Annotated in this window: 19 protein-coding genes, 1 tRNA gene and 1 pseudogene; 12 read left to right on the top strand and 9 right to left on the bottom strand. The window is 68.5% G+C overall.

Annotation, left to right across the window (positions count from 1 at the left end):
- The first annotated feature begins 49 nt into the window (after positions 1–49).
- Both HZ989_RS12285 and HZ989_RS12280 read left to right on the top strand, forming a co-directional pair.
- Positions 50–1912, top strand: coding sequence for a phosphoenolpyruvate carboxykinase (GTP) (locus tag HZ989_RS12285; RefSeq protein WP_209321101.1), 1863 nt, complete (start codon positions 50–52; stop codon positions 1910–1912).
- A gap of 54 nt (positions 1913–1966) precedes the next feature.
- Positions 1967–2989 (top strand): FAD-binding oxidoreductase, encoded by a 1023-nt coding sequence (locus HZ989_RS12280; RefSeq protein ID WP_245162360.1) that lies wholly within the window; start codon positions 1967–1969, stop codon positions 2987–2989.
- On the opposite strand, the gene HZ989_RS12275 is transcribed toward HZ989_RS12280, so the two are convergent.
- On the bottom strand, positions 2970–3311 hold the full coding sequence (locus tag HZ989_RS12275) for a TonB family protein (protein ID WP_245162359.1): 342 nt from the start codon (positions 3309–3311) through the stop codon (positions 2970–2972). The genes HZ989_RS12280 and HZ989_RS12275 overlap by 20 nt on opposite strands.
- A gap of 281 nt (positions 3312–3592) precedes the next feature.
- Here HZ989_RS12275 and HZ989_RS12270 point away from each other — a divergent pair, with 281 nt between their 5' ends.
- Positions 3593–4399 carry a transglycosylase SLT domain-containing protein gene (locus tag HZ989_RS12270; protein WP_209321098.1) on the top strand — a complete coding sequence of 269 codons (807 nt, stop codon included), beginning with the start codon at positions 3593–3595 and terminating at the stop codon, positions 4397–4399.
- 66 nt (positions 4400–4465) lie between these two features.
- Positions 4466–5611 (top strand): DUF2336 domain-containing protein, encoded by a 1146-nt coding sequence (locus HZ989_RS12265; protein ID WP_209321097.1) that lies wholly within the window; start codon positions 4466–4468, stop codon positions 5609–5611.
- Positions 5612–5642: 31 nt separating this feature from the next.
- Here HZ989_RS12265 and HZ989_RS12260 read toward each other — a convergent pair whose 3' ends face one another.
- The 3 genes from HZ989_RS12260 to HZ989_RS12250 all read right to left on the bottom strand — a co-directional run bounded on the left by HZ989_RS12260 (position 5643) and on the right by HZ989_RS12250 (position 8150).
- Complete coding sequence (locus HZ989_RS12260) at positions 5643–6122, bottom strand: Hpt domain-containing protein (RefSeq protein ID WP_209321096.1); 480 nt, start codon at positions 6120–6122, stop codon at positions 5643–5645.
- Positions 6123–6187: 65 nt separating this feature from the next.
- The gene (locus tag HZ989_RS12255) at positions 6188–6967 is read right to left on the bottom strand and encodes an NAD kinase (protein WP_209321095.1); all 780 of its coding nucleotides are present in this window, start codon (positions 6965–6967) and stop codon (positions 6188–6190) included.
- A 52-nt stretch (positions 6968–7019) separates the two neighbouring features.
- A complete protein-coding gene (locus HZ989_RS12250; protein WP_209321094.1) occupies positions 7020–8150 on the bottom strand; it encodes a DUF2336 domain-containing protein in 1131 nt (376 codons plus the stop codon).
- A gap of 159 nt (positions 8151–8309) precedes the next feature.
- Here HZ989_RS12250 and HZ989_RS12245 point away from each other — a divergent pair, with 159 nt between their 5' ends.
- The 7 genes from HZ989_RS12245 to HZ989_RS12215 all read left to right on the top strand — a co-directional run bounded on the left by HZ989_RS12245 (position 8310) and on the right by HZ989_RS12215 (position 17442).
- Positions 8310–9074, top strand: a complete 765-nt coding sequence (locus HZ989_RS12245; protein ID WP_209321093.1) for a class II aldolase/adducin family protein — start codon at positions 8310–8312, stop codon at positions 9072–9074.
- Positions 9074–9856, top strand: a complete 783-nt coding sequence (locus HZ989_RS12240; RefSeq protein WP_209321092.1) for a hypothetical protein — start codon at positions 9074–9076, stop codon at positions 9854–9856. Before HZ989_RS12245 ends, HZ989_RS12240 begins: the two co-directional genes overlap by 1 nt.
- A 126-nt stretch (positions 9857–9982) precedes the next feature.
- A complete protein-coding gene (locus HZ989_RS12235) occupies positions 9983–11137 on the top strand; it encodes an efflux RND transporter periplasmic adaptor subunit (RefSeq protein WP_209321091.1) in 1155 nt (384 codons plus the stop codon).
- Positions 11137–14382, top strand: a complete 3246-nt coding sequence (locus tag HZ989_RS12230; RefSeq protein WP_209323120.1) for an efflux RND transporter permease subunit — start codon at positions 11137–11139, stop codon at positions 14380–14382. Before HZ989_RS12235 ends, HZ989_RS12230 begins: the two co-directional genes overlap by 1 nt.
- A gap of 104 nt (positions 14383–14486) precedes the next feature.
- Positions 14487–14759, top strand: coding sequence for a FeoA family protein (locus HZ989_RS12225; RefSeq protein WP_209323119.1), 273 nt, complete (start codon positions 14487–14489; stop codon positions 14757–14759).
- 2 nt (positions 14760–14761) lie between these two features.
- Entirely contained in the window at positions 14762–16648 is a 1887-nt protein-coding gene (locus tag HZ989_RS12220) for a ferrous iron transporter B (RefSeq protein WP_209321090.1), read from the top strand.
- A gap of 26 nt (positions 16649–16674) precedes the next feature.
- Positions 16675–17442 carry an A24 family peptidase gene (locus tag HZ989_RS12215; RefSeq protein WP_209321089.1) on the top strand — a complete coding sequence of 256 codons (768 nt, stop codon included), beginning with the start codon at positions 16675–16677 and terminating at the stop codon, positions 17440–17442.
- Between the two features lie 36 nt (positions 17443–17478).
- Here HZ989_RS12215 and HZ989_RS12210 read toward each other — a convergent pair whose 3' ends face one another.
- On the bottom strand, positions 17479–18111 hold the full coding sequence (locus tag HZ989_RS12210; RefSeq protein ID WP_209321088.1) for a TetR/AcrR family transcriptional regulator: 633 nt from the start codon (positions 18109–18111) through the stop codon (positions 17479–17481).
- A 42-nt stretch (positions 18112–18153) separates the two neighbouring features.
- The gene (gene gcvA, locus HZ989_RS12205; protein ID WP_209321087.1) at positions 18154–19083 is read right to left on the bottom strand and encodes a transcriptional regulator GcvA; all 930 of its coding nucleotides are present in this window, start codon (positions 19081–19083) and stop codon (positions 18154–18156) included.
- A gap of 137 nt (positions 19084–19220) precedes the next feature.
- On the opposite strand from gcvA, the gene HZ989_RS12200 reads away from it, so the two are divergent.
- A complete protein-coding gene (locus tag HZ989_RS12200) occupies positions 19221–20222 on the top strand; it encodes a cysteine synthase A (protein WP_209321086.1) in 1002 nt (333 codons plus the stop codon).
- A gap of 3 nt (positions 20223–20225) precedes the next feature.
- Here HZ989_RS12200 and HZ989_RS12195 read toward each other — a convergent pair.
- The 3 genes and pseudogenes from HZ989_RS12195 to HZ989_RS12185 form a co-directional block, all read right to left on the bottom strand.
- Positions 20226–20301 (bottom strand) — tRNA-Thr (locus tag HZ989_RS12195).
- 307 nt (positions 20302–20608) lie between these two features.
- Positions 20609–21364: pseudogene (locus HZ989_RS12190) on the bottom strand (IS5 family transposase).
- Positions 21365–21426: 62 nt separating this feature from the next.
- A complete protein-coding gene (locus HZ989_RS12185; protein WP_209321085.1) occupies positions 21427–21864 on the bottom strand; it encodes an HIT family protein in 438 nt (145 codons plus the stop codon).
- Positions 21865–21949 lie beyond the last annotated feature (85 nt).

The raw sequence follows: 21949 nt of genomic DNA, 5'->3' as shown, positions 1-21949 counted from the left end.
GGTTCACGGCGGCGTCAGATCAGCCGGGCCCACGTTCAGGAGAGTTCGCTTGGCTTCCATCCCGACCCTGCCGGGCGTTGCGCCCGGACCGACCCGTCATGCCGGGTTGATCGCCTGGGTGGAGCAGATCGCGGCGCTGACAAGGCCCGCGCGGGTGCACTGGTGCGATGGGTCCGAGGCCGAAAAGGCTGCGATCATCGCCGACCTGATCGACAAGGGCACGCTGAAGGCACTGGATCAGGACAAGCGCCCGGGCAGCTATTACGCCGCCTCGGATCCCAGGGACGTCGCGCGGGTCGAGAGCCGCACCTTCATCTGTTCGGCCGAGGAGATCGACGCCGGGCCGACCAACAACTGGGCCGACCCGATCGGGATGCGGACGCGTCTGGACGGTCTGTTCGACGGCTGCATGGCCGGCCGGACCATGTATGTGGTGCCCTTCTCCATGGGCCCGCTGGGCTCGGAACTGTCGGCCCTGGGCGTCGAGATCACCGACAGCGGCTATGTCGCCGTGTCCATGGGAATCATGACGCGGATGGGTGCTGCGGCGCTGGAGGCCCTGGGTGAGGACGGTGTGTTCGTGCCGGCTGTGCATACGCTGGGTGCCCCCCTGGCCGCGGGGCAGGCGGACGTAGCCTGGCCCTGCAATCCCGAGAAATGGATCGTCCATTTTCCCGAGACGCGTGAGATCTGGTCCTATGGCTCCGGCTATGGCGGCAATGCGCTGCTGGGCAAGAAATGCTACGCCCTGCGCATCGCCTCGGTCATGGCCCGCGACGAGGGCTGGCTGGCCGAGCATATGCTGATCCTGAAGCTGACCGATCCGAAGGGGCGGTCGAAGTATATGGCCGCGGCCTTCCCCAGCGCCTGCGGCAAGACCAATCTGGCCATGCTCCAGCCGACCCTGCCGGGCTGGACCGCCGAGACGATCGGCGACGACATCGCATGGATGCGCTTCGGCGAGGACGGGCGGCTGTATGCGGTGAATCCGGAAGCGGGCTTCTTCGGCGTCGCGCCCGGGACCAGCCGCAACACCAATCAGAACGCCCTGGCGACCCTGGCGACCAATACGGTCTTCACCAATACGGCCCTGACTGCCGACGGCGACGTCTGGTGGGAAGGCCTGACCCGGACGGCTCCGGAGGGCCTGACCAACTGGAAGGGCGTGGCCCACGACCCGGCCTCGGGTGAACCCGCGGCCCATCCCAATGCGCGCTTCGCTGCCCCTGCGTCCCAGTGCCCGACCATCGCGCCGGAGTGGGAAGACCCCCGGGGCGTGCCGATCGACGCCATCCTGTTCGGGGGGCGCCGTGCCTCCGCCGTGCCGCTTGTGACCGAGGCGTTCGACTGGGAGCACGGGGTGTTCCTGGGCTCGACCGTGGCGTCCGAAGGCACGGCCGCAGCCGAGAACGCCATCGGCGAACTGCGCCGCGATCCGTTCGCGATGCTGCCCTTCTGCGGCTACAACATGGGCGACTATTTCGCGCACTGGCTGGCGCTCGGGGCCAGGGCCGATCCGGCGAAACTGCCCGGCATCTATTTCGTCAACTGGTTCCGGAAGGGCGAGGACGGCGCGTTCGTCTGGCCGGGGTTCGGCGACAATGCCCGTGTGCTGAAGTGGATCGCAGGGCGGCTGGACGGCGAGGCCGAGGCCCTGGACACGCCGGTCGGCCGGGTGCCTGCGCCGGGGGCGCTCGACGTCGAGGGCCTGTCGCTGAGCGAGGCCGATCTGGCGACCCTGCTGCAGGTCGATGCGGACGTCTGGACCGAGGAGGCCCGGCTGATCCCCGAATTCTACGCCCGGTTCGGCGACCGTCTGCCCCGCGCGCTGTGGGACCAGCACGCCGCCCTGACCGAGCGGCTGGCCTCCGTCAGGATCGCCGATCAGGCCGCCGCCATGGCGGCGGAATAGGCCACAGGTCACTCTCGACTTGAAATGGCCGGACGGTGGGTCGAAGGACCGGCCGTGGCGGATATCTCCTGTGACATCGTCGTGGTTGGCGCGGGCGTGCTGGGCCTTTGTGTCGCCAATGAGCTGGCGGCGCGCGGGCGGGATGTGCGCGTGGTCGACCCCGGCCGGGCCAACGCCTCGTCTATTGCCGCCGGAATGATCGCCCCGGCGTTCGAGACGGTGCTGGACGGAGGCGATGCGGAGCGCGGAGCCTTGCTGCGGGATGCGGCCGCGCTGTGGCCGGCCTTTGCAGCGCGGTTCGGCCTGACGCTCGATCGGACACCGGCGGAGTGGCGCGGACCGGAGGCCGGGATGATTCACGCCCGGCTCGCGGCGCTTGGTTTTGAAGCCACGCGGACGGCCGGAGGGGTGGCGGCGCCGGAGGATATGCGGCTGGAGGCAGGCGCGTCATTGCAGGCCCTGTCGGAACGCCTCGGGCCCCGGCGGATCGGGGCGGGCGTCGATCGGCTCGCGCGCCATGAATCTGGCTGGCGGATCGATGCGGGCGGAACCGGGATTCGGGCGACCCGGGTGATCATGGCGACCGGTGTGGCCCTGGCGGTGCCCGGCCTTCCCCATCTGGCATCGTCGCTCATCGCCACCGTGCGCCCGATCAAGGGGCAAATCGGCTGGACGGCCGACGTCCTGACCGACCGCGTTCTGCGAGGGCCGGGTGGCTATGTGGCTCCGGCCGCGGATGGGACCCTGATCGGTGCGACCATGGTCGAGGGCGCGCGGGATCTGGCCGTCGATCCGGCCGCGTCGGACCGTCTGCTTGCCATGGCGCAGGTCCTCACCGGGCATGGGATCGCCCCGGCGGTGCAGTGGCGTGTGGGGGTCAGGGGTGGATCGGCGGACGGCCTGCCCATCGCCGGCCCGATCGGCGACGGATTGCATCTGGCCCTGGCCCCGCGCCGGAACGGCTGGCTGCTGGGGCCGATGGTGGCCCGGGTCGTGGCCGACGGGATCGAAGGACGGCCGCGCGATCGGTACGCGACCGCCTTTGATCCTCTCCGGTTCAGTCCTCCGGCAGATTGAACCGCAGGCCAATGTTGACGCGGGCCCCGTCCTCCGCCTGACCGTCCACGGTGCGCGGGTTCATGCGGAAATAGCGCGTCCGCCCCAGCGCCGCGTGGCCGAAGCCAAAGCCGCCGGGTGTCTCGGACACGACGCTGCAGTCCGTGACCGAGCCATTGGCCTGGACCAGGCAGCTGAGCCGCGCCGAACCCGACACCGACTGCGGGATCGCCCGGCCGGGATAGGCGCGGGCCAACTGGTCGGCGTTCGGCCGACCGACCCAGCGGGGTGAGGGGATGACCGGCGGGCCGGGCGGCGTGGCCGTGTTGATGACCGGTCCCATGGCGGAAACGGTGGTGTCGGACGTGACTGTATCGAGCGTCTCGACCGGCTGGTCCGTCAGAGGCGTGCGGTCTGCATCATCATGGCCGTCACTCCCTCGGCTACAAGCTGCTCCCCGGCACCTCCAGGAGGCGTGACGCGCGACGGATGGCGGCATCTGGGCAAGGGAAACCCTGGTTCTTCTGATCGTTGATCATGTGCATAGCCAGGCATCGCAGGGCCCGCGCCGTGCCGTTAACGGACATTAACACTCAATTAACCACGATCTCCGAGCCTTGCTCCATGAGCGTCAGAGCGATTCCAGCATCGGGTGGGGTGGAGGCGGCGATCCGTCGTGCCGCCAGCGCCACCGGGGTCGATTTCGACTTCCTGATGAAGACCGCCCGCCGCGAGAGCGCCTTCAATCCCAATGCCAAGGCCCCGACCTCCTCGGCCTCGGGCCTGTTCCAGTTCATCGAGCAGACCTGGCTGGCGACCGTCAAGCAGCACGGGGCACAGCACGGATACGGCCAGTATGCCGATCTGATCCATCGGGGCTCCGACGGACGCTGGCGGGTGGACGGGTCGGCGCGCAATATGGTGCTGGATCTGAGGTTCGATCCGCAGGCCGCCTCGACCATGGCGGCCGAGCTGACGGCCTCGAACGCCGCCTATCTTCGCGGGCGGACCGGCCGTGAGCCGGGTGCCGGTGACCTGTATGCGGCGCACTTTCTGGGGCCGGCGGGGGCCGCCCAGATCATGGAGGCCATGCAGACCCGGCCGGGCGCCAGTGCGGCGGCCATGTTCCCGCAGGCGGCAGCGGCCAATCGCTCGATCTTCTATCGCGACGGGAGAGCGGCCACGGTGGCCGAGGTTCATGCCAACCTGCAAAGCACGGCAGGCGAGGGCGCTCCGGCCCTGGGGTCGGGCGGCCCCGGCTTGCCCGCGCTGGACGAAAAGGACATGGCCATTGCGGCGCGGATGGACCGGCTGAAACAGGATCAGGGTCTGCTGGCGCTGCTGCTGGGACAGGAAGGCGACCAGAAGGCCGGTGCTTTCACCAAGGCTTTCGGATCAGGGTCTGAATCGACCTCCGGGAGCGGGTGGTAAACCGCGCGTTAAGCAAACAGGCTTCATGGTAAACCTCGCTTTCCGCGACTCACGATCCGAGCCCCAATGACCGCCCATCGCGCCCGTCTGACCGAGTTCGACATCCGACGCCTGATCAAGGCGACGGACGAGGACGAGCGCGCCTCCGCCGCGCACAAGCTGTGTCGCAGCATCGACCGGATCGACCTCGAAGACGCGGATCGGGAAGCCGCACAGAAGATCATACGGGTGATGGCCAACGATTCGGCCGAGCTGGTGCGGCGTGCCCTGGCGGTGACGCTGAAGAGCTCCGACCTGATTCCCCACGATGTGGCACGGCTGCTGGCGGCGGACGTGGATTCCATCGCCCTCGCGATGATCGGATTCTCTCCCGTCTTCACAGATGACGACCTGATCGAGATCGTGAAGGCCGGATCGGCCTTGCGGCAGGTGGCGGTGGCGGCGCGGCCCCGCGTGTCGCGCGACGTGGCCGACGTTCTGAGCGCTGATGGCTGCGAACAGGCGGTGCGGACCCTGGCCTCGAACGACAATGCCGACCTGTCCGAAAGCGCCATGGGCAGGATCATCGACCGGTTCGGTTCGGCCCCCGAGGTGGTGGCCGCCCTGGCCTATCGCCAGGTCCTGCCGCTGGATATCACGGAGCGGCTGGTGGCCCTGGCCAGCGAGGCTGTGCGCCATCATCTGGTCATGCGCCACGCGGTGGCACCCGAGACCGCCATTCGCCTGTCGACCTTCGCGCGCGAGCGGGCGACCGTCGACCTGATCGATCAGGCAGCGACGACAGCGGATATCGCCACCTTCGTCAGCCAGTTGAATTCGAGGCGTGCCCTGACCGGTTCATTGCTGCTGCGGGCTCTCGCGCGCGGCCAGATGACCCTGTTCGAGCACGGCCTGGCCGAATTGGCCTCGACCCCGCATGAGCGCGCCTGGCTGATGGTGCACGATGCGGGTCCGCTGGGACTGAAAGCCATCTACGACCGCGCCGGCCTGCCGCCGCGTCTGTTCCTGGCGTTCCGGGTGGGGGTCGATACGTGGCGTCAGCTGACGGCGGAAGGCATCGACACGACCGGCGAGGCCTTCCGCCAACAGATGCTTGAACGGTTCCTGACCCAGCGGCCGAACGCGTCGCGTGACGATCTGGCCTATCTGATGGAGCGGCTGGACCAACCGGCGGAGACGCCGCTGCGGTTGATGGCGGCGAACGCGGCCTGAAACGCCTTCTCCCGCTCGGAAAAGGTCGCGTTTACTCCGCGCGGTGCGCCGCAACCCGGGCTTCGAGCGTTTCAGACAGGGCGCGGCCCGTGGGGTGATCGTCGGTCTGAATCTGGTCGCGGACGACGGCACGTATGGCGTCGATGTGGGCGTCGATCAGCACCAGGGATGCGTCCATTCGCCGAATCGGATCGTCCATCAGCTTGCACAGAGATCCGGCCAGGCGTGTGACCAGCGGATACTGATAGGTGGAACCCAGACCCTTCAGATCGTGCGCTCTGAAGTACAGGTCTTCGGCAGTCTTGCTGGTGTAACCGTTGTCGCGGATCGCGGCCTGGGCGTTGTCCAGCTTGGAGATCTCGTCCTGCAGCCACTGGCCGAACTGGCCCGACATCGCCTTCAGGGCCTCTTCGGCCTTGGCAATGGCTTCGGCGTTGATGCCGCTGAAGCCGCCGCCGACCTTGGCGAGCAGCGTGTTGGGCGGGCGGGTAATCTGAGCCGGGTTGCTCATGGCGGACTCCTGGGGACGTCGATGCCGAAGAATACACGGCCCCCCTTAAGAACCCGTGACCCGCTTCAGGCGGTGAACTGTTCCGCCAGGACGCGCTCCTCGAACGATCGCCCGGCATCGAACAGCATGGTGAGGGCGACGTCGCGCCGTTCCTTGATCGCGACCTTTACCACGCGACGGATTTCCAGACTGTCGGCCACGGCGCTGACCGGTCGCTTGTCCGCCTCCAGCACCTCGAACTCGACCCGGGCGCTATGCGGCAGCAGGGCCCCCCGCCATCGCCGGGGGCGAAAGGCGCTGATGGGCGTCAGGGCCAGCATCCGGGCATCCAGCGGAATGATCGGACCGTGGGCCGACAGGTTGTAGGCGGTCGATCCGGCGGGCGTGGCGACCATGCAGCCGTCGCAGGACAGTTCCTCCAGCCGCACCTTGCCATCGACGCTGATACGAAGCTTGGCCGATTGACGGGTCTGGCGCAGCAGGGAGACCTCGTTGATGGCCAGGCCGGTGTGGACCGCGCCGCTCTCGGTCCAGGCGTCCATCTGCAGCGGATGTATGACGGCGCGCCCGGCGGCGGAAATCCGGTCCAGCAGAGCGTCTTCCTCATAGTCATTCATCAGGAAGCCGACCGAGCCGCGGTTCATGCCATAGACGGGCGTCCGGCGCGTCATGTTGGCGTGCAGAGTCTCCAGCATGAAGCCGTCGCCGCCCAGGGCGACGATGACATCCGCCTCGGCTTCAGGCGTCGAACCATAGAGGGTGGACAGCCGCTCGCGGGCTTCCAGGGCCTCGGGTCGATCGCTGGCGCAGAAGGCCAACCGGGGCGGTGAAGAGGGAGCGTTCACCGCGATACGAGAAGCCGACGCGACCGTCGAAGTCAAACGGCGTTTGGAAGCATCAACCGCCGACGTGGCCCATCAGCGACCGGAACGCTCGCGCTGCGGCGGTGGGGGCCAGGGACATGGGGCCGGGCTCGCCGGATTGGCTGACGCCGGGCCGACCGTCGTTCATCGCACGGACTTCCTCCAGCAGAGCGGGGAAGACCGCCCGGTCGATACCGACGGCCGCGCACATCAGGAACAGGGCATCGGGGCCGGGGCGCACCATCGCGGCACGCACCTGGTCAAGGGTGAAACCGCCGAGAGCGGTCATCGCATGCTCGAACAGGCTGAGGCGCCTTTCACGGACGGCGCGGATCAGGAAGCCGGCACGCAGTTGCCCGGAGCTTTGCAGCTTGGCGACCAGGCGGCGCTCCATCTCTTCCCTGTCGACGACGGCGTCGTCGTTCCCGATGCCCCTGGGCTCGGCCAGGGGTGGACGGATGACCGTGTCGACGGCGGCGGCGAGTTTGGTCTCGTCCACCCGGAAGCGCTCGCCGATGGCCTCGCGCAGGGCCTGACCGACCCATTGATACAGTTGTGTGGCCAGGGCGTCGTTCAGGCGCGGGTGACGTGTCAGGGGCGCACGCAGGGCGGCGATGCGGCTGGAGTGTTCGATCAGCCGCGCCAGGGCATCCTCGCTGACCTGGGCGGTGCGATTGCCGGCGAGCGCGGTCAGGGTGGCCGGGTCGCCGCGGTCGATGATGGCATCGGCGACCCTGCCGCTGATATGCGGGCGACGGGCGACCTCGATCTGATGTTCGATCGTCGCTTCGAGCAGGACGCGCAGAAGGTCCTGATCTTTCAGGAGGGGGCTGGCGGCGATGACGGGCCGCGCGATCTCGATTTCGTCGAGGGCCAGCATGGCGATCAGGGCCGGCGGGGCCCACTCGGCCGAGGCCAGGCTTTCGGACAGGGCCTTGCGGATATCGCTCTCGGCCTGGCGCGCGATGATCATGAAGATGTCGCCGAGCAGGGGCGAAGCCTCGGCTCCCGGCGGCGTGGCGTCGCAGAGGGCCGCGATGCCCAGCAGGAGACGACGACGGTCATCGGTGGTCCTGCCGCGGGCGAGTTCCAGCAGGTGCGACGCCGAGGTCAGCGTCCCCGCATCGGTCGGATGAGGGGACTGCGGGCGGATCAAAGCGTTCACGGTGAGCTCCGGTCGGAGGAGTATCCGAGCGCCCCCAAGACTGGCCTTGAGGTCGTGAAAACTTGGTTAAGCAAGCCTGAACGGGCTCCGTCTTGACCCCATGCCGGGTTGGCGCGAGGGTCGCCGCCCAAACTCGATACCCAGGATCAGGAGTCAGCCATGGCCGACGGTGCCGCACAAACCCTCAAGTCGCGTGTCTCGGCCGGGGAATGGCAGGCTCGGGTCGACCTGGCCGCGCTGTACCGGCTGGTCGCCCTGCATGGCTGGGACGACATGATCTTCACCCACATCTCCGCCCGCGTGCCGGGGCCGGAGCATCATTTCCTGATCAACCCCTACGGCTACTATTTCGAGGAAATCACCGCCTCGTCCCTGGTGAAGGTCGATCTGGAGGGCAAGATCGTCCAGGAGACGCAGAGCTTCATCAATCCCGCGGGCTTCACGATCCATTCGGCCATCCACGCCGCGCGCGAGGACGCGCATTTCGTCATCCATCTGCACACGGTGGCGGGCGTGGGGGTTGCGGCCCAGGCGGAGGGGCTGTTGCCGATCGGACAGAACGCCTGCCTGCTGCAGCCCCAGGTCGCCTATCATGGCTATGAGGGACTGGCTCTGAACCACGACGAGCGGGAGCGGCTGGTGGCGGATCTGGGGGACAAGCCGCTGATGCTGCTCCGCAACCACGGAACGCTGGCGGTGGGTCAGACGGCGGCGGCGGCCTGGGTCGGGATGTTCTTTCTGGAACGGGCCTGCGCCCAGCAGATCGCCGCGCTGTCCGGCGGCCGCGAGCATGTGCTGATGGCCCCCGAAGCCGCACAGGCCGAGACCCGGGAACAGGGCAAGGGGATCGGCTTCGTCTCCGGCCTGGCGTGGCCGGGGGCCCTGCGCCTGCTGGACCGGAAGTCGCCCGGCTACGACGCCTGATGTTCAGCCGCTGTCTTGCGGGTCTGGTCCTCGCGGCAGTGGCGTCGTCGGCCGAGGCCGGAGCCTGGACACAAAAGAAGGGCCGCGCCCAGGTCATCGTGAAGGCCGAGGTGATGCGGGCGAAGGACGGATATAGTCCGTCGGGTCAGATCGTGGCGCTGCCCGATGCGCGCGAGGATCGGGCCATCGGTGTCTTCGCCGAGTATGGCGTCACGGACCGGCTGACGCTGCAGTTCAAGGGCGACTGGCAGTCCGGCGAGGACGCCTTCTTCGACTATCAGGGACGCGGGCCGGCCGAGATGGGACTGACCTGGCAGGCCTGGCGCGACGATCGGGCGGCGGTCAGTCTGTATGCGGGCTATGCGCGTGCCGGTGAGGGACGAAACGCGGGCTATGCCGCTCCCGGCGTCGGGGATCAGGACTGGGAGGTCCGTGCCGCCGTCGGGCGGTCGTTCGGGGAGGGGCGGGGCCGGGTCGATCGACTCTTGCCGGGCCGGTCCTTCGCCGAGCTCCAGGTCGCACGGCGGATGCGCGATGGACTGCCCGACGAGACGCGGGCGGATGTCACGATCGGCAGCCGGTTCGGTGCAGGCTGGATGGTGCTGGGTCAGGCCTTCGGGGGCGTCACCGACGACGACGGCGCGCGCTGGCTGTCGGTCGAGACCTCGGTCGTGCGTGATTTCGGACCATGGAGCGTCCAGGCGGGATGGCGTCAGACCGTGACAGGGCGCGAGACTCCGGTCAGCGAAGGACCCATGATCGCGGTCTGGCGACGGTTCTGACGCCCGGCAGCCCCGTGGTGGAATGCCGCGACGGAAACCGGAAAGGCTCGCGTTACAAACTCTTTGGTTTCCTCGACAAGCGGAACGGCTATGTCGTCCGACGTGTCTTCAGGAGTCGGTGCCCGCGTGATCAAGCGTCATTTCTTTCTCGTCGCCGCGGCCGTGGTCCTGGGCCTGATGATCGTGGCCGCCGTCATGCGCATGGCCTTTGCCGGTGACGAGGCGGGCGCGGGCGGCCCGGGCGGCGGCGGTCGCGGGGGCGGCAGGGGGCAGGCGGTCGAGGCGGCCGTCGTCGCCCAGCGCCCCTTCAGCGACCAGATCAATGTGCTGGGCGTCGCGCGCGGGCGGCGGTCGGTCAATGTCACCTCCAACACCTCTGAACTGATCACCGGGGTGCTGTTCACGGATGGGCAGCGGGTCGCGGCGGGAACCCCCCTGGTTCAGCTTCAGGCGCGGGAGGAGGACGCCGGCATCATTCAGGCCCGGGCCAATGTCCTTCAGGCCGAACGGGAGTACGAACGGTTCCGGGTCCTGGCAGAGCGCGGGATCGCGCCGCGCGTGACGGCCGAGCTGGCCCAGACGACGCTGGACACGGCGCGGGCCTCGTTGTCGGCGGCTGAGGCGCGGCGCGGCGACCGGGTCATCCGTGCGCCCTTCGCCGGGACCCTGGGCCTGTCGACGGTGACGGCGGGCACGCTGATCAGCCCCGGCGCGGTCATCACCACCCTGGACGACATCACCGTAATCCGCGTCGATTTCCCGGTGCCGGAACGCTACATCGGCGTGCTGCGCCCGGGTCTGTCGATCACGGCGACGGCGGACGCCTATGGCAACGAGCCGTTCTCGGGCCGAATCGCCCTGGTGGATACCCGGATCAACGAGACGACCCGCGCCGTCACGGCTCGCGCCGAGTTCCCCAATCCGGGCGGACGCATTCGACCGGGCATGCTGATGCGTGTCGCCATCCAGCAGGGTCAGCGCACCACGCCGGCGGTGCCCGAGGCGGCGGTCCAGTATGAAGGCGACGGAGCCTTCGTCTATCGCATCGCGGCGGGCGACAAGGGATCGACCGCCCAGCGCGTCGAAGTCGAGACCGGGGCCGTCGAGGGGGGGTATGTCGAAATCGTCTCCGGCCTGAACGCCAACGATCGGGTCGTCGCGGGCGGCCTCAACCGCATCCAGCCCAATGCGCCGGTGACGGTCCGCGGTGCGGGCGAAGCCCGGCGTGCCGGGGCGGCCGCTCCGACGACAGCCGCGCAGCCGCAGGCGGCCGTGCGATGATGCTGTCCGACATTTCCGTCCGGCGGCCGGTGCTGGCGGCCGTGGCCGCCATCGTGCTGTGCGTGATCGGGGCGGCGGCCTTCTTCTTCCTGCCGGTGCGCGAACTGCCCGACGTCGATCCGCCGATCGTGTCGGTCTCCACCAGCTATGCGGGCGCTTCCGCAGAGGTGATCGAAAACCGGATCACCGAGCCGATCGAGCAGCAGGTCGCAGGGATCCAGGGCGTCGAGCGGATCACCTCGTCCAGTCGGGACGGCCGGTCCAACGTGACCATCGAGTTCGCCCTGGATCGCGATATCGACGTGGCCGCCTCGGACGTGCGCGACCGGGTCAGCCGGGTCCAGGGACGTCTGCCCGACCAGGCCCAGCCGCCGGAAGTCTCCAAGGCCGATTCCGACAGCCAGCCGATCATGATCCTGTTCCTGCGGTCGTCATCGATGAACCGGCTGGAGCTGACGGATTACGCCGACCGCTATCTGCTGGACCGGCTGGCGACCGTGCCGGGCGTGGCCCAGGCGCAGATCTATGGCGAGCAGCGCTATGCCATGCGCATCTGGCTGGACTCCGACGCCATGGGCGCGCGCGGCCTGACCGTCTCCGACATCGAGAGTTCGCTGAGCGCCCAGAATGTGGAGTTGCCGGCCGGGGCTCTGGAGTCGACCGACAAGGATTACACCGTCCGGGTGGCCCGCACCTATGCGCGCGCCCAGGACTTCGCCCAGTTGCCGATCGGCACGACCGGCTCGGCCTCGATCGGTTCGGCGGGTGCCTCCGGCGCGGTCTCCACCGGGTCGATCCCCAACGGATCGGGAGCCAGCGGCGCGTTGCAGCCTCGCGCCACCTATGTGACCCGTCTGGGCGACATCGCCCGGGTCGAGGAGGCCCCGGCCGAATCGCGGCGCCTGTTCCGCGGTAACGGCCTGGACCAGATCGGTCTGGCCGTGACGCGTCAGGCCCAGTCGAACGACCTTGAAATCTCCAAGGGGGTCACCGCGCTCGTCGACGAAATCCGGCCGAGCCTGCCCGAGGGCACGGAACTGGTCGTGGGGTCCGACAACTCGGTCTTCACCTCGCATGCCATCGACGAGGTCTGGATCACCATCGGCATTTCCATGGCGCTGGTCGCCCTGGTGAACTTCATCTTCCTCGGCAGCCTGCGCGCGGCGCTGATCCCGTCGATCGTGGCACCGATCTGCCTGTTGTCGACCTTCATCGTCCTCGCCCCGCTGGGTTTCTCCCTGAACCTCCTGACCCTGCTGGCCCTGGTTCTGGCCGTCGGCCTGGTGGTCGATGATGCCATTGTGGTGGTCGAGAACATCCAGCGCAGGCTGGATCACGGGGAACCCCCTCTGGTCGCGGCCGAGCGCGGGACGCGCCAGGTGTTCTTCGCCGTTGTCGCCACGACCATTACCCTGCTGTCGGTGTTCGCGCCGCTGCTGTTCCTGCCGGGGTACGTCGGACGGCTGTTCGTGGAGCTGGCGGCGGCCATCGCGGCGGCAGTGGCCTTCTCGGCCTTTCTCGCGCTCAGCCTGTCGCCGATGCTGGCGTCCAAAATCCTGCGGCCCGCCGCCGGGTCCGGCTGGTTGGCGCGCAAGGTCGACTGGGCGATGGACGGGCTGAAGAACTCCTATGCCGACTCGCTGAGGATGATGGTCGGCAAGCGGGTCGCGGTGGTCGGCGTATCCTTGCTGATCCTGCTGGTCGGTGCGGGGGCTGCGACCATGTTCCTGACCCTGCCCGACGAACTGGTGCCGCCGGAGGATCGCGGCCGGGTCCAGGTGCGTGTGCAGGGGCCGGAAGGGGCCGGCTTCGACTACACCCGCAAGATCGTGCTGGGGCTGGAACCCATCCTGGCCGAGTACAAGAACGGCGGAGAGGTCGAGAGCTATCTGATCTCGTCGCCCGGCTTCGGCGGCGGCAGCTTCAACTCCGGCAATGCGTCCCTGATCCTGAAGGACTGGTCCGAGCGGGACCGGACAGCCGATGAGATCGCCCAGGAGCTGAACGGCAAGCTGCGCGGCCAGACGGGGGCCCAGGTCAACGCCTCGGTCCCCGGCGCCTTCCAGCGCGGCGGTGGCGGTGGCGGGGGCGGCGGTTCCAACTCGATCGAGATGATCGTCACCGGGTCCGAATATGGCGAGATCTACGACTGGCTGCAGCCCGTGCTGGCGGCGGCGCAGGAAAATCCCGGCTTCTCGCGGCCGCGCCTGAACTATGAGCCGAACGCCCCGCGCCTGCTGGTCGAGGTCGATCCCGAAAAGGCAGCGGCCCTGGGCGTGTCCTCACAGGAGATCGGCCGGACCCTGGAGACGATGTTCGGATCGCGACGGGCCACGACCTATATCCGTGGCGGCCAGGAATACGACGTCATCCTGCAGACGGATCGGGAGGACCGGTCGTCTCTGGGCGATCTGGAAACCCTGTACGTCGGCGCCGGCTCGGGCGCGCTGGTGCCGCTGTCGTCCGTGGTCACGACCCGGACATCCGGCGATACGCCGGATCGTCGGCGACTGGATCGCCAGCGCGCCATCACCCTGTCGGCCGACCTGAACCCCGGCACCACCATCGCCGATGCCGTCGCCTTCATGAACATGCAGATCGCGGAGCAGCCGAGCGGCGTGGTCAATATCCAGTATGGTGGCGCGGCGCGCGACCAGCAGGAGGCGGGCGGAGCCGTGACCTGGGCCTTTGCCCTGGCGCTGCTGCTGGTCTTCCTGGTGCTGGCGGCCCAGTTCGAAAGCTGGATCACGCCGGCGGTCATCATGCTGACGGTGCCCCTGGCGGCGGCGGGCGGGCTGTTCGGCCTGTTCATGGCCGGGTCCAGCCTGAACATCTATTCCCAGATCGGCCTGATCATCCTGATCGGGATCGCCGCCAAGAACGGCATTCTGATCGTGGAGTTCGCCAACCAGCTGCGCGACCAGGGACGGTCGATCACCGAGGCGATCATCGAGAGCGCGTCCCTGCGGCTGCGCCCGATCATCATGACCTCGATCGCGACCGCATTCGGTGCCCTGCCTCTGGTACTGTGGCAGGGAGCGGGTGCGGGCAGTCGCCAGACCATCGGCGTGGTGATCTTCACAGGCGCGATGTTCTCCACCCTGCTGACCCTGTTCGTGGTGCCGGTGATCTACGGCGCCCTGGCCCGCTTCACCCGGTCGCCTGAATACACGGCCCGCAAGATCGAGGAGTGGGAAGCGCGGGAGGCGACCGCCAACGATCCGGTTCCGGCGGCGGCGGAATAGCGCAGGCGGTCCGTTCCGTGACGAAATGCTGGACGGACCGCACACGCGTCTGATAAGCGTTCGCAGTAACGGAGAGGCAAATGATCTCCGGTAAGGCGAGCGTCATGAGCAACGTCATTCCCCTGTCCGAAGCGCGTCTGGGCGACAAGGGTGTCATCACCCGGGTCGGCACCGATGCCCGCGACGAGCACGGGGCCGAGCTGGAACGCCGCCTGCTGGAACTGGGTCTGGTCGAGGGGGCCGTGATCCAGCTGCTGCATCAGGGGGCCATCGGCAGGGATCCCATGGCCCTGAAGGTGGACGACATGCGCGTCGCCCTTCGTCGCCGTGAGGCGCGCGGGCTGACCATCGAACTGTTCGCTCAAGCCGCCGAGTAGGCATGGACGTCGCCGTCAGGCCCGTCCGGGTCGCGCTGGTCGGCAATCCCAACTCGGGCAAGACCGCGCTGTTCAATGCCCTGACCGGGGCCCACCAGAAGGTCGCCAACTACGCCGGCGTCACCGTCGAACGCAAGGAAGGCCGGGTGCTGGCCGCTTCGGGCCGGTCGATGTCGGTGCTGGACCTGCCGGGTACCTATTCCCTGCGCGCCCGCAGTCCCGACGAGGAGGTCACCCGCGACGCCGTGCTGGGCCGGTTACAGGGCGAGGCCGTGCCCGACGTCATCGTCGCCGTGGCCGATGCGACCAACCTGCGACTGGTTCTGCGGCTGATCCTGGAGCTGAAGGCCGTCGGTCGGCCGATGGTGCTGGCCCTCAACATGTACGACATCGCCCAGCGCCAGGGTCTGCGGATCGATCTGGAGCGACTGTCGCGTGCGCTGGACGTTCCGGTCTTCACCACCGTGGCGACGCGAAAGCGCGGCATCGCCGAACTGGTGGAGGGCATCGAGACGGCCGCCGGGCCGGGCTGGTCGTCGGCCGGCGATGGCTGGACCGCGCCGGACGCCGAGGCCCTGCGCAGTGCGCACCGCCGCGCCGAGCAGATCATGCGCGACTGCGTGCGCCCGCCCGAGCGACCCGACACCCTGACCGGCAGGATCGACGGTGTGCTGCTGCATCCCGTGGCCGGGCTGGCCATCCTGATGGTGCTGCTGTTCGTCATGTTCCAGGCGGTCTTCACCTGGGCCACGCCGCTGATGGACGGGATCGAGGCGGGCTTCGGCGGGCTGGGCGTCGGTGTCGCATCCGTCGTTCCCGACACCGGGCCGGTCTGGCCCTTGGTGCAGAGCCTGCTGGTCGATGGCGTCATCGCCGGCGTCGGATCGGTGCTGGTCTTCCTGCCCCAGATCCTGATCCTGTTCCTGTTCATCATCGTGCTGGAGGACTTCGGCTATATGGCCCGGGCGGCCTTCCTGATGGACCGAATCATGGGTGGCGCGGGCCTGCACGGGCGGGCCTTCATTCCGCTGCTGTCCAGCTTTGCCTGCGCCATTCCGGGGATCATGGCGGCGCGGGTGATCGATTCGAAGCGCGACCGGCTGACGACCATCCTGGTGGCGCCGCTGATGACCTGCTCGGCCCGCATCCCGGTCTATACGCTGATCATCGCCGCCTTCATTCCGAACGAGACGGTCTGGGGCTTCGCCAACCTGCAGGGGCTGGTGATGTTCGGCCTCTATGCGACGGGCATCGTCAGCGCGCTTCTGGTCTCCTTCGTCATCCGCAAGGTGTTCTGGAGAGGGGCGGTGGAGCCCTTCATGATGGAGCTGCCGGCCTACAAGGCGCCGGACGTGAAGTCGGTGGCGATCAATCTGTGGATCCGGGCGCGCATCTTCATGGCGCGGGCGGCCAGGATCATCCTGCCCTTGATGATCGTGGTCTGGGCCCTGTCGACCTTCCCCTATCCGCCCGAGGGGGCCGTCGGCCCGGCGATCGACTGGTCGTTCGCCGGCATGATCGGTCATGCGCTGGAGCCGCTGTTCGCGCCGATCGGCTTCAACTGGCAGATGGTCGTGGCCCTGGTGCCCGGCATGGCGGCGCGCGAGGTTGCGGTGGCGGCGCTCGGCACCGTCTATGCCATCGGCGATCCGGAGGCGGCGGGAAGCCTGCTGGGCGCGACGCTGTCGGCGCAGTGGTCGCTGGCGACGGGCCTGAGCTTCCTGGCCTGGTATGTCTTCGCGCCCCAGTGCGTAGCGACGCTGGGGGTGGTGAAGCGCGAGCTGAACAGCTGGAAATGGATGTGGGTGATGATCGCCTACATGTTCGCCCTGGCCTATGGCGCGGCCTTCGTGACCTATCACGCCGCCGTCGCCCTGGGTGGCGGCTGAGGCCCGAACCGGGCTAAGCGGGATCCATGTCCGCAGCCGTCGTCATCGCCATCCTGATGGGCCTGCTCGGCCTGATCATCGGCAGCTTCATCGCCGCCGTGACGGTGCGCATGCCGCGGGATGAGGACATCGTCTTCGGCCGGTCGCACTGCATGAGTTGCGAGGCCCCGCTGAAGGCCTGGCATCTGGTGCCGGTGGTCAGCTGGCTGGTGCAGCGCGGGCGGTGCGCGATGTGCGGAGCGGCAGTGTCGCCGCGCTATCTGCTGATCGAGTGCGGGGCGGCGGCGATCGGGGTCTGGGCCGGGCTGTCCGGGGCCGGGGCCGGGTGGGTCATGGTCGCAGCCACGGCGGTGCTCGGCTGGCAGTTGCTGCTGATCGCCCTGATCGATGCGGAGAATTTCTGGCTGCCGGACGAACTGACCCTGCCGCTGATCGCGACCGGTCTGATCGGGGCGGCGGTCATCGCGCAGGGCTGGCCGGTCGCGTCCCTGATCGGTGCGGCCTTCGGGTTCGGGTTCCTCTGGGGGCTGGCCGCCCTCTACCGGCAGATCCGAAAGCGCGACGGGCTTGGCGGCGGCGATCCGATCCTGTTCGCCGGGGCCGGGGCCTGGGTCGGCTGGTTCGGCCTGCCCACCGTGCTGCTGTGGGCCTGCGCGGCCGGTTTCAGCGTGGTTCTGACGCTGCTGATCACCCGGCGGAGTGTCAGCGGTGCCGACCGGCTGCCGTTCGGGACCCTCCTGGCCATCGGCGTCTGGCTGACCTGGCTTTACGGCCCCCTGGGGGTGATCCGTTGAACCGTCTCCCTGCCCCGAGGGGGAGGGAGTGAGTTCTCAGCGCCCCGTGACCAGTTTCACGACGATATGGGCCGTCGTGTCGAGGATGGCGTCGGACGGGGTGTCCCCACGCCGCATCAGCTCGAACCCCGCAGCGACCGACTCCACCAGGTTGGCGACCTCATAGGAGGCCAGGCGCGGATCGAGACCGGGCGCGTGATAGCCGGTGGCGTGCGCCACGGCGATGCGGCGTTCCAGCGACAGGTGCACGCGGCGCAGGCGTCGCACGCGGGCCTCGACGAACCCCGCCTCGCCCTTGTCGGCCAGCATATGCTCGATGCGCAGGACCGGGCCGTGGTCGCGCCAGATCATCAGCACATCGACGACATAGGCACGGGCGGCAGAGAAGGCCTGCTCGGCCGACCAGTCGCCGTCCAGATGGCGCGACAGGGGCTGGAAATCGACGGCCGCCGCCTCGCACAGGGCCAGAACAGGTTCCTCCACCGTCTTGAAATAGGTGTAGAAATTCGACGGAGATACTCCGGCCTCGGCCGCGACGTCGGCGACGCGCAGCTCGCCCAGGTGCCGGCGTTCCAGCAGGCGCCGGGTGGCATCGAGGATGGCCGCGCGCGTGCGCCCGCCCCGCGCGCCGATGCGATGGCCCAGCTTGTTGATGGTGCGCTCGAGCATGGAAGTCCGGACGATCGGGAGCCGTGCGATGACGAGGGAACGCTACAGCGGATCCATGTTGTTATCATGATCGACCGCCTGGCGCTTCAGCCAGGTCACGAAGGCCAGGGCGCTGGCGGAGGCGGGGCGGTCGCGCGGCATGACGACGTGATAGGCGAAACCGACCGCCTCGGACCCGTCGGCAAAGGGGGCCACCAGGCGACCGGAGGCCAGGTCCGCCTGGGCCAGGGTGCGCTTGGCCAGGGCGACGCCGCGACCGGCGATGGCCGCCTCGATCAGCAGGCTGGACTGGTTGTAGCGCGAGCCCCGGCGCGGATCGGGGTGGCGGACCTTTCGCGCCTTCAGCCACATGGGCCAGTCCGGACGGCTCGGGTCGGCGTCGGACGAGACGTCGTGCAGCAGGGTGTGGTGGGCCAGGTCGCCGGGCGAGCGGATGGGGCGATCGCCCGTCATCAGACGCGGGGCGCAGACCGGCAGGACCGTCTCCGTCATCAGCAACTGCGAGACATGGCCGCCGTAGTTGCCGGGGCCGTAGCGGACGGCGAGGTCTGCGGCGCCCTCGGTAAGGTCGGCCGGCTCCATGTCGGCGGAAATCCACACCTCGATCTCCGGGTGGGCGGCGTGGAAGTCGTCCATGCGGGGCATCAGCCATTTGGCGGCGAAGCTGGGTGCCACGCTGACCGAGATCTGCCGGCGCCGGGGCGGCTCGCGCAGCAGGGCCGAGGCGTCCATCAACCGCTCGAAGCCTTCGCGCAGCAGAGGCGCGGCGGCCCGGCCCAGGTCGGTGATCTGCAGGCCCTTCGCCTCCCGCCGGAACAGGGGGCCACCCACGGTGTCCTCCAGAAGGCGGATCTGCTGGCTGACGGCACCGGGCGTGACGGACAGTTCGTCGGCGGCGCGGGTGAAGTTCAGGTGCCGGGCGGCGCTTTCAAAGGCGCGCAGGGCGTTGAGGGGAAGCAGGGGTCTGGCCATGCCCCTAGAAATCCTATCGGCACGCGGAAGACAATCGGGATCGGGGCGGCCGGATCGCAGGCGGGGCAGGGGAGCAGGCGTGGACAAGTCCGGGCGTCCACTTCACCCTGTCGAACACCCCGCCTTCAAGAGGTTCCATGCCCGCGACGTCCGTCATCGATCTCATCGGCTACACGCCGCTGATCCGGCTGAACCGCCTGTCGGAACAGACCGGCTGCGAGATTCTGGGCAAGGCCGAGTTCATGAACCCCGGCGGGTCGGTCAAGGACCGGGCGGCCCTGTCGATCGTCCGGACGGCGCGGGCCGACGGCTCGCTGAAGCCGGGCGGCACCATCGTGGAGGGGACGGCGGGCAACACCGGCATCGGGCTCGCCCTGGTCGGGGCGGCGCTGGGCCATCCGGTAGTGATCGTCATTCCCCGCACCCAGTCCGAGGAAAAGAAGTCCGCAATCCGGGCCCTGGGGGCCCGGCTGATCGAGGTGGATGCCGCGCCCTTCTCCAGCCCGAACCATTTCGTCCACTATTCCGGGCGCCTGGCGCAGGAACTGAATGTGTCGGAACCGAACGGCGCAATCTGGGCCAACCAGTTCGACAACACCGCCAACCGCGACGCCCACTACACCGGCACGGGCCCCGAGATCTGGGACCAGACCGGCGGGCGCATCGACGGCTTCGTCAGCGCGGTGGGGTCGGGCGGCACGATCGTCGGGGCGGGGACCTATCTGAAGGCGCGTGATCCGGCGGTCCAGGTCGCGCTGGCGGACCCGGCGGGCGCGGCGCTGTTCAACTGGTTCACCCGCGGCGAGATGACGGCCGAGGGGTCGTCGATCACCGAGGGCATCGGCGTGGCGCGGATCACCGGCAATCTGGCTGGCTTCACGCCCGACCACGCCTATCGCATCGAGGACGCCGAATTCCTGCCCCTGCTGTTCGACCTGGTGGTCCATGAAGGGTTGTCGCTGGGCGGATCGGCGGGGGTGAACATCGCCGGGGCGGTGCGGCTGGCGCGCCAGCTGGGGCCGGGCAAGACGATCGTCACCATCCTGTGCGACCCGGGCTCGCGCTATGCGTCCCGGCTGTTCAATGCGGAATTCCTGGCCGGCAAGGGCCTGCCGGTGCCGCCGTGGGCGTCCGCGTGACGCTGGTGCCGGCTGCAGGAATCGAACCCGCGACATCCAGTTTACAAAACTGGCGCTCTACCAACTGAGCTAAGCCGGCCACGCAACGAGGGCGTCGTTTAGCGGGCGTGGGCCACGGCGCGCAAGCGATGAAACGCCATGCCGGAGACCTCCTGCATCCCGCCTGTGGTCAGGCTGGCGCTGGTGACGGTCGTTCTGAACCCCCGTCATCCTCCGGCGAGCGCAGCGAGACCGGGGGACGCAGCGGCGCGCGAGAGCGCGAACCTGTCGCGAACCAGACGTTTCGACATCCTGCGTGAACAGATCGCCTTCGGCGCCGCTGCGTCCCCCGGTCTGCGCCGCGAAGGCGCGGCTTGCCGGAGGATGACGAGAGCTAGGGTCCGGACTCATTTGGCCCAGAGTGTGATGGCGGCGACGATGCAGAGGCCTGCGAGGTAGTTCCTGGCGGTCTTGTCGTATCGGGTGGCGATGGCGCGGAAGTCCTTGAGGCGGCAGAAGGCGCGTTCGACGGCGTTTCTGAGCCTGTAGGCTGTGGCGTCGAACGGGTGTCGGTTCACGCGATTGATCTTGTTCGGGATCACGGGTGTCGTGCCGCGTTCGATCAGCATTCGACGCAGGGCGTCGCCGTCGTAGGCCCTGTCTGCGAGCAGGTGCAGGCTGGGTCGGCTGGCGACGATCAGGTCGTGGGCGGCCACGATGTCGGAGGCCTGGCCGGGCGAGTTGAACGACGCGAGGCCTGCCCGTCTCGTCCACCAGCATGTGGACCTTGGTCGTCCGACCGCCGCGCGACCGGCCTATGGCGTGAGCTGAGCCCCCCCTTTTGCGCCCGCCGCCGAGCGGTGCGCCTTGACCGAGGTCGAGTCGATCATGGCCGTCACCGGCGGGTCGGCCGCCTCGCCGAGCGACGCCAGGATCCGCTGCCACAGACCTCGCTTGCTCCAGCGATTGTAACGGTTGAACACCGTCGTATAGGGCCCATAGACGTCCGGAAGAGCGCGCCAGCGACACCCCTCGCGCAGCCGATGAACGATACCCGAGATCACCCGGCGATCATCCACCCGCCGCTTGCCCGTATAGACCTTGGGGATGTGCGGCTCGATCACAGCCCACTGCGCGTCCGACAACCAGAAATGATCCGCCATGATTCAAGCCTCCTCAGAAGCTTGAATCACAACAGCCAGATCAACTCAATTGGGTACAGACCCTAGGCAAGCGCCGCCCGGATCCGTTCGGCCGTCGCCTTCAGCGCGTCCATGTCGGCCATCCCGGCCTGACCATGGCCCTTCAGCGGGCGGTCCGTCCAGCGGGGGATGATGTGGAAATGCAGGTGGAAGACGGTCTGGCCGCCGGCCTCGCCGTTGAACTGCATGATGGAAAAGCCGTCGGGCGACAGGGCCTTCACCACGGCGGCCGCGGTGCGCCGGGTCGCGGCGGTCAGGGCGGCCAGGGTCTCCGGCTCGACCTCCAGCAGGTTGCGGGCCTGCGAGGTCTTCGAGATCACCAGGACATGGCCCTCGGACTGGGGGAAGACGTCCATGAAGACGAGAACGGCATCGTCCTCCCAGACCTTCACGGCGGGGATCTCGCCGCGGAGGATCTTCGCGAAAATGTTGGACGGGTCGTAGGGGGCGTGCAGGGTCATGAGGCATGATAACGCTTCCCTCTCCCGGGGGGAGAGGGCTTGAGCACACGACGCGCAGCGTCGTTCCTGTGCGAAAGGGTGAGGG

The organism is Brevundimonas sp. AJA228-03 (assembly GCF_017795885.1).
In the GTDB taxonomy this organism is placed as follows: domain Bacteria; phylum Pseudomonadota; class Alphaproteobacteria; order Caulobacterales; family Caulobacteraceae; genus Brevundimonas.
This window is presented reverse-complemented; position numbering and strand designations above follow the sequence as displayed.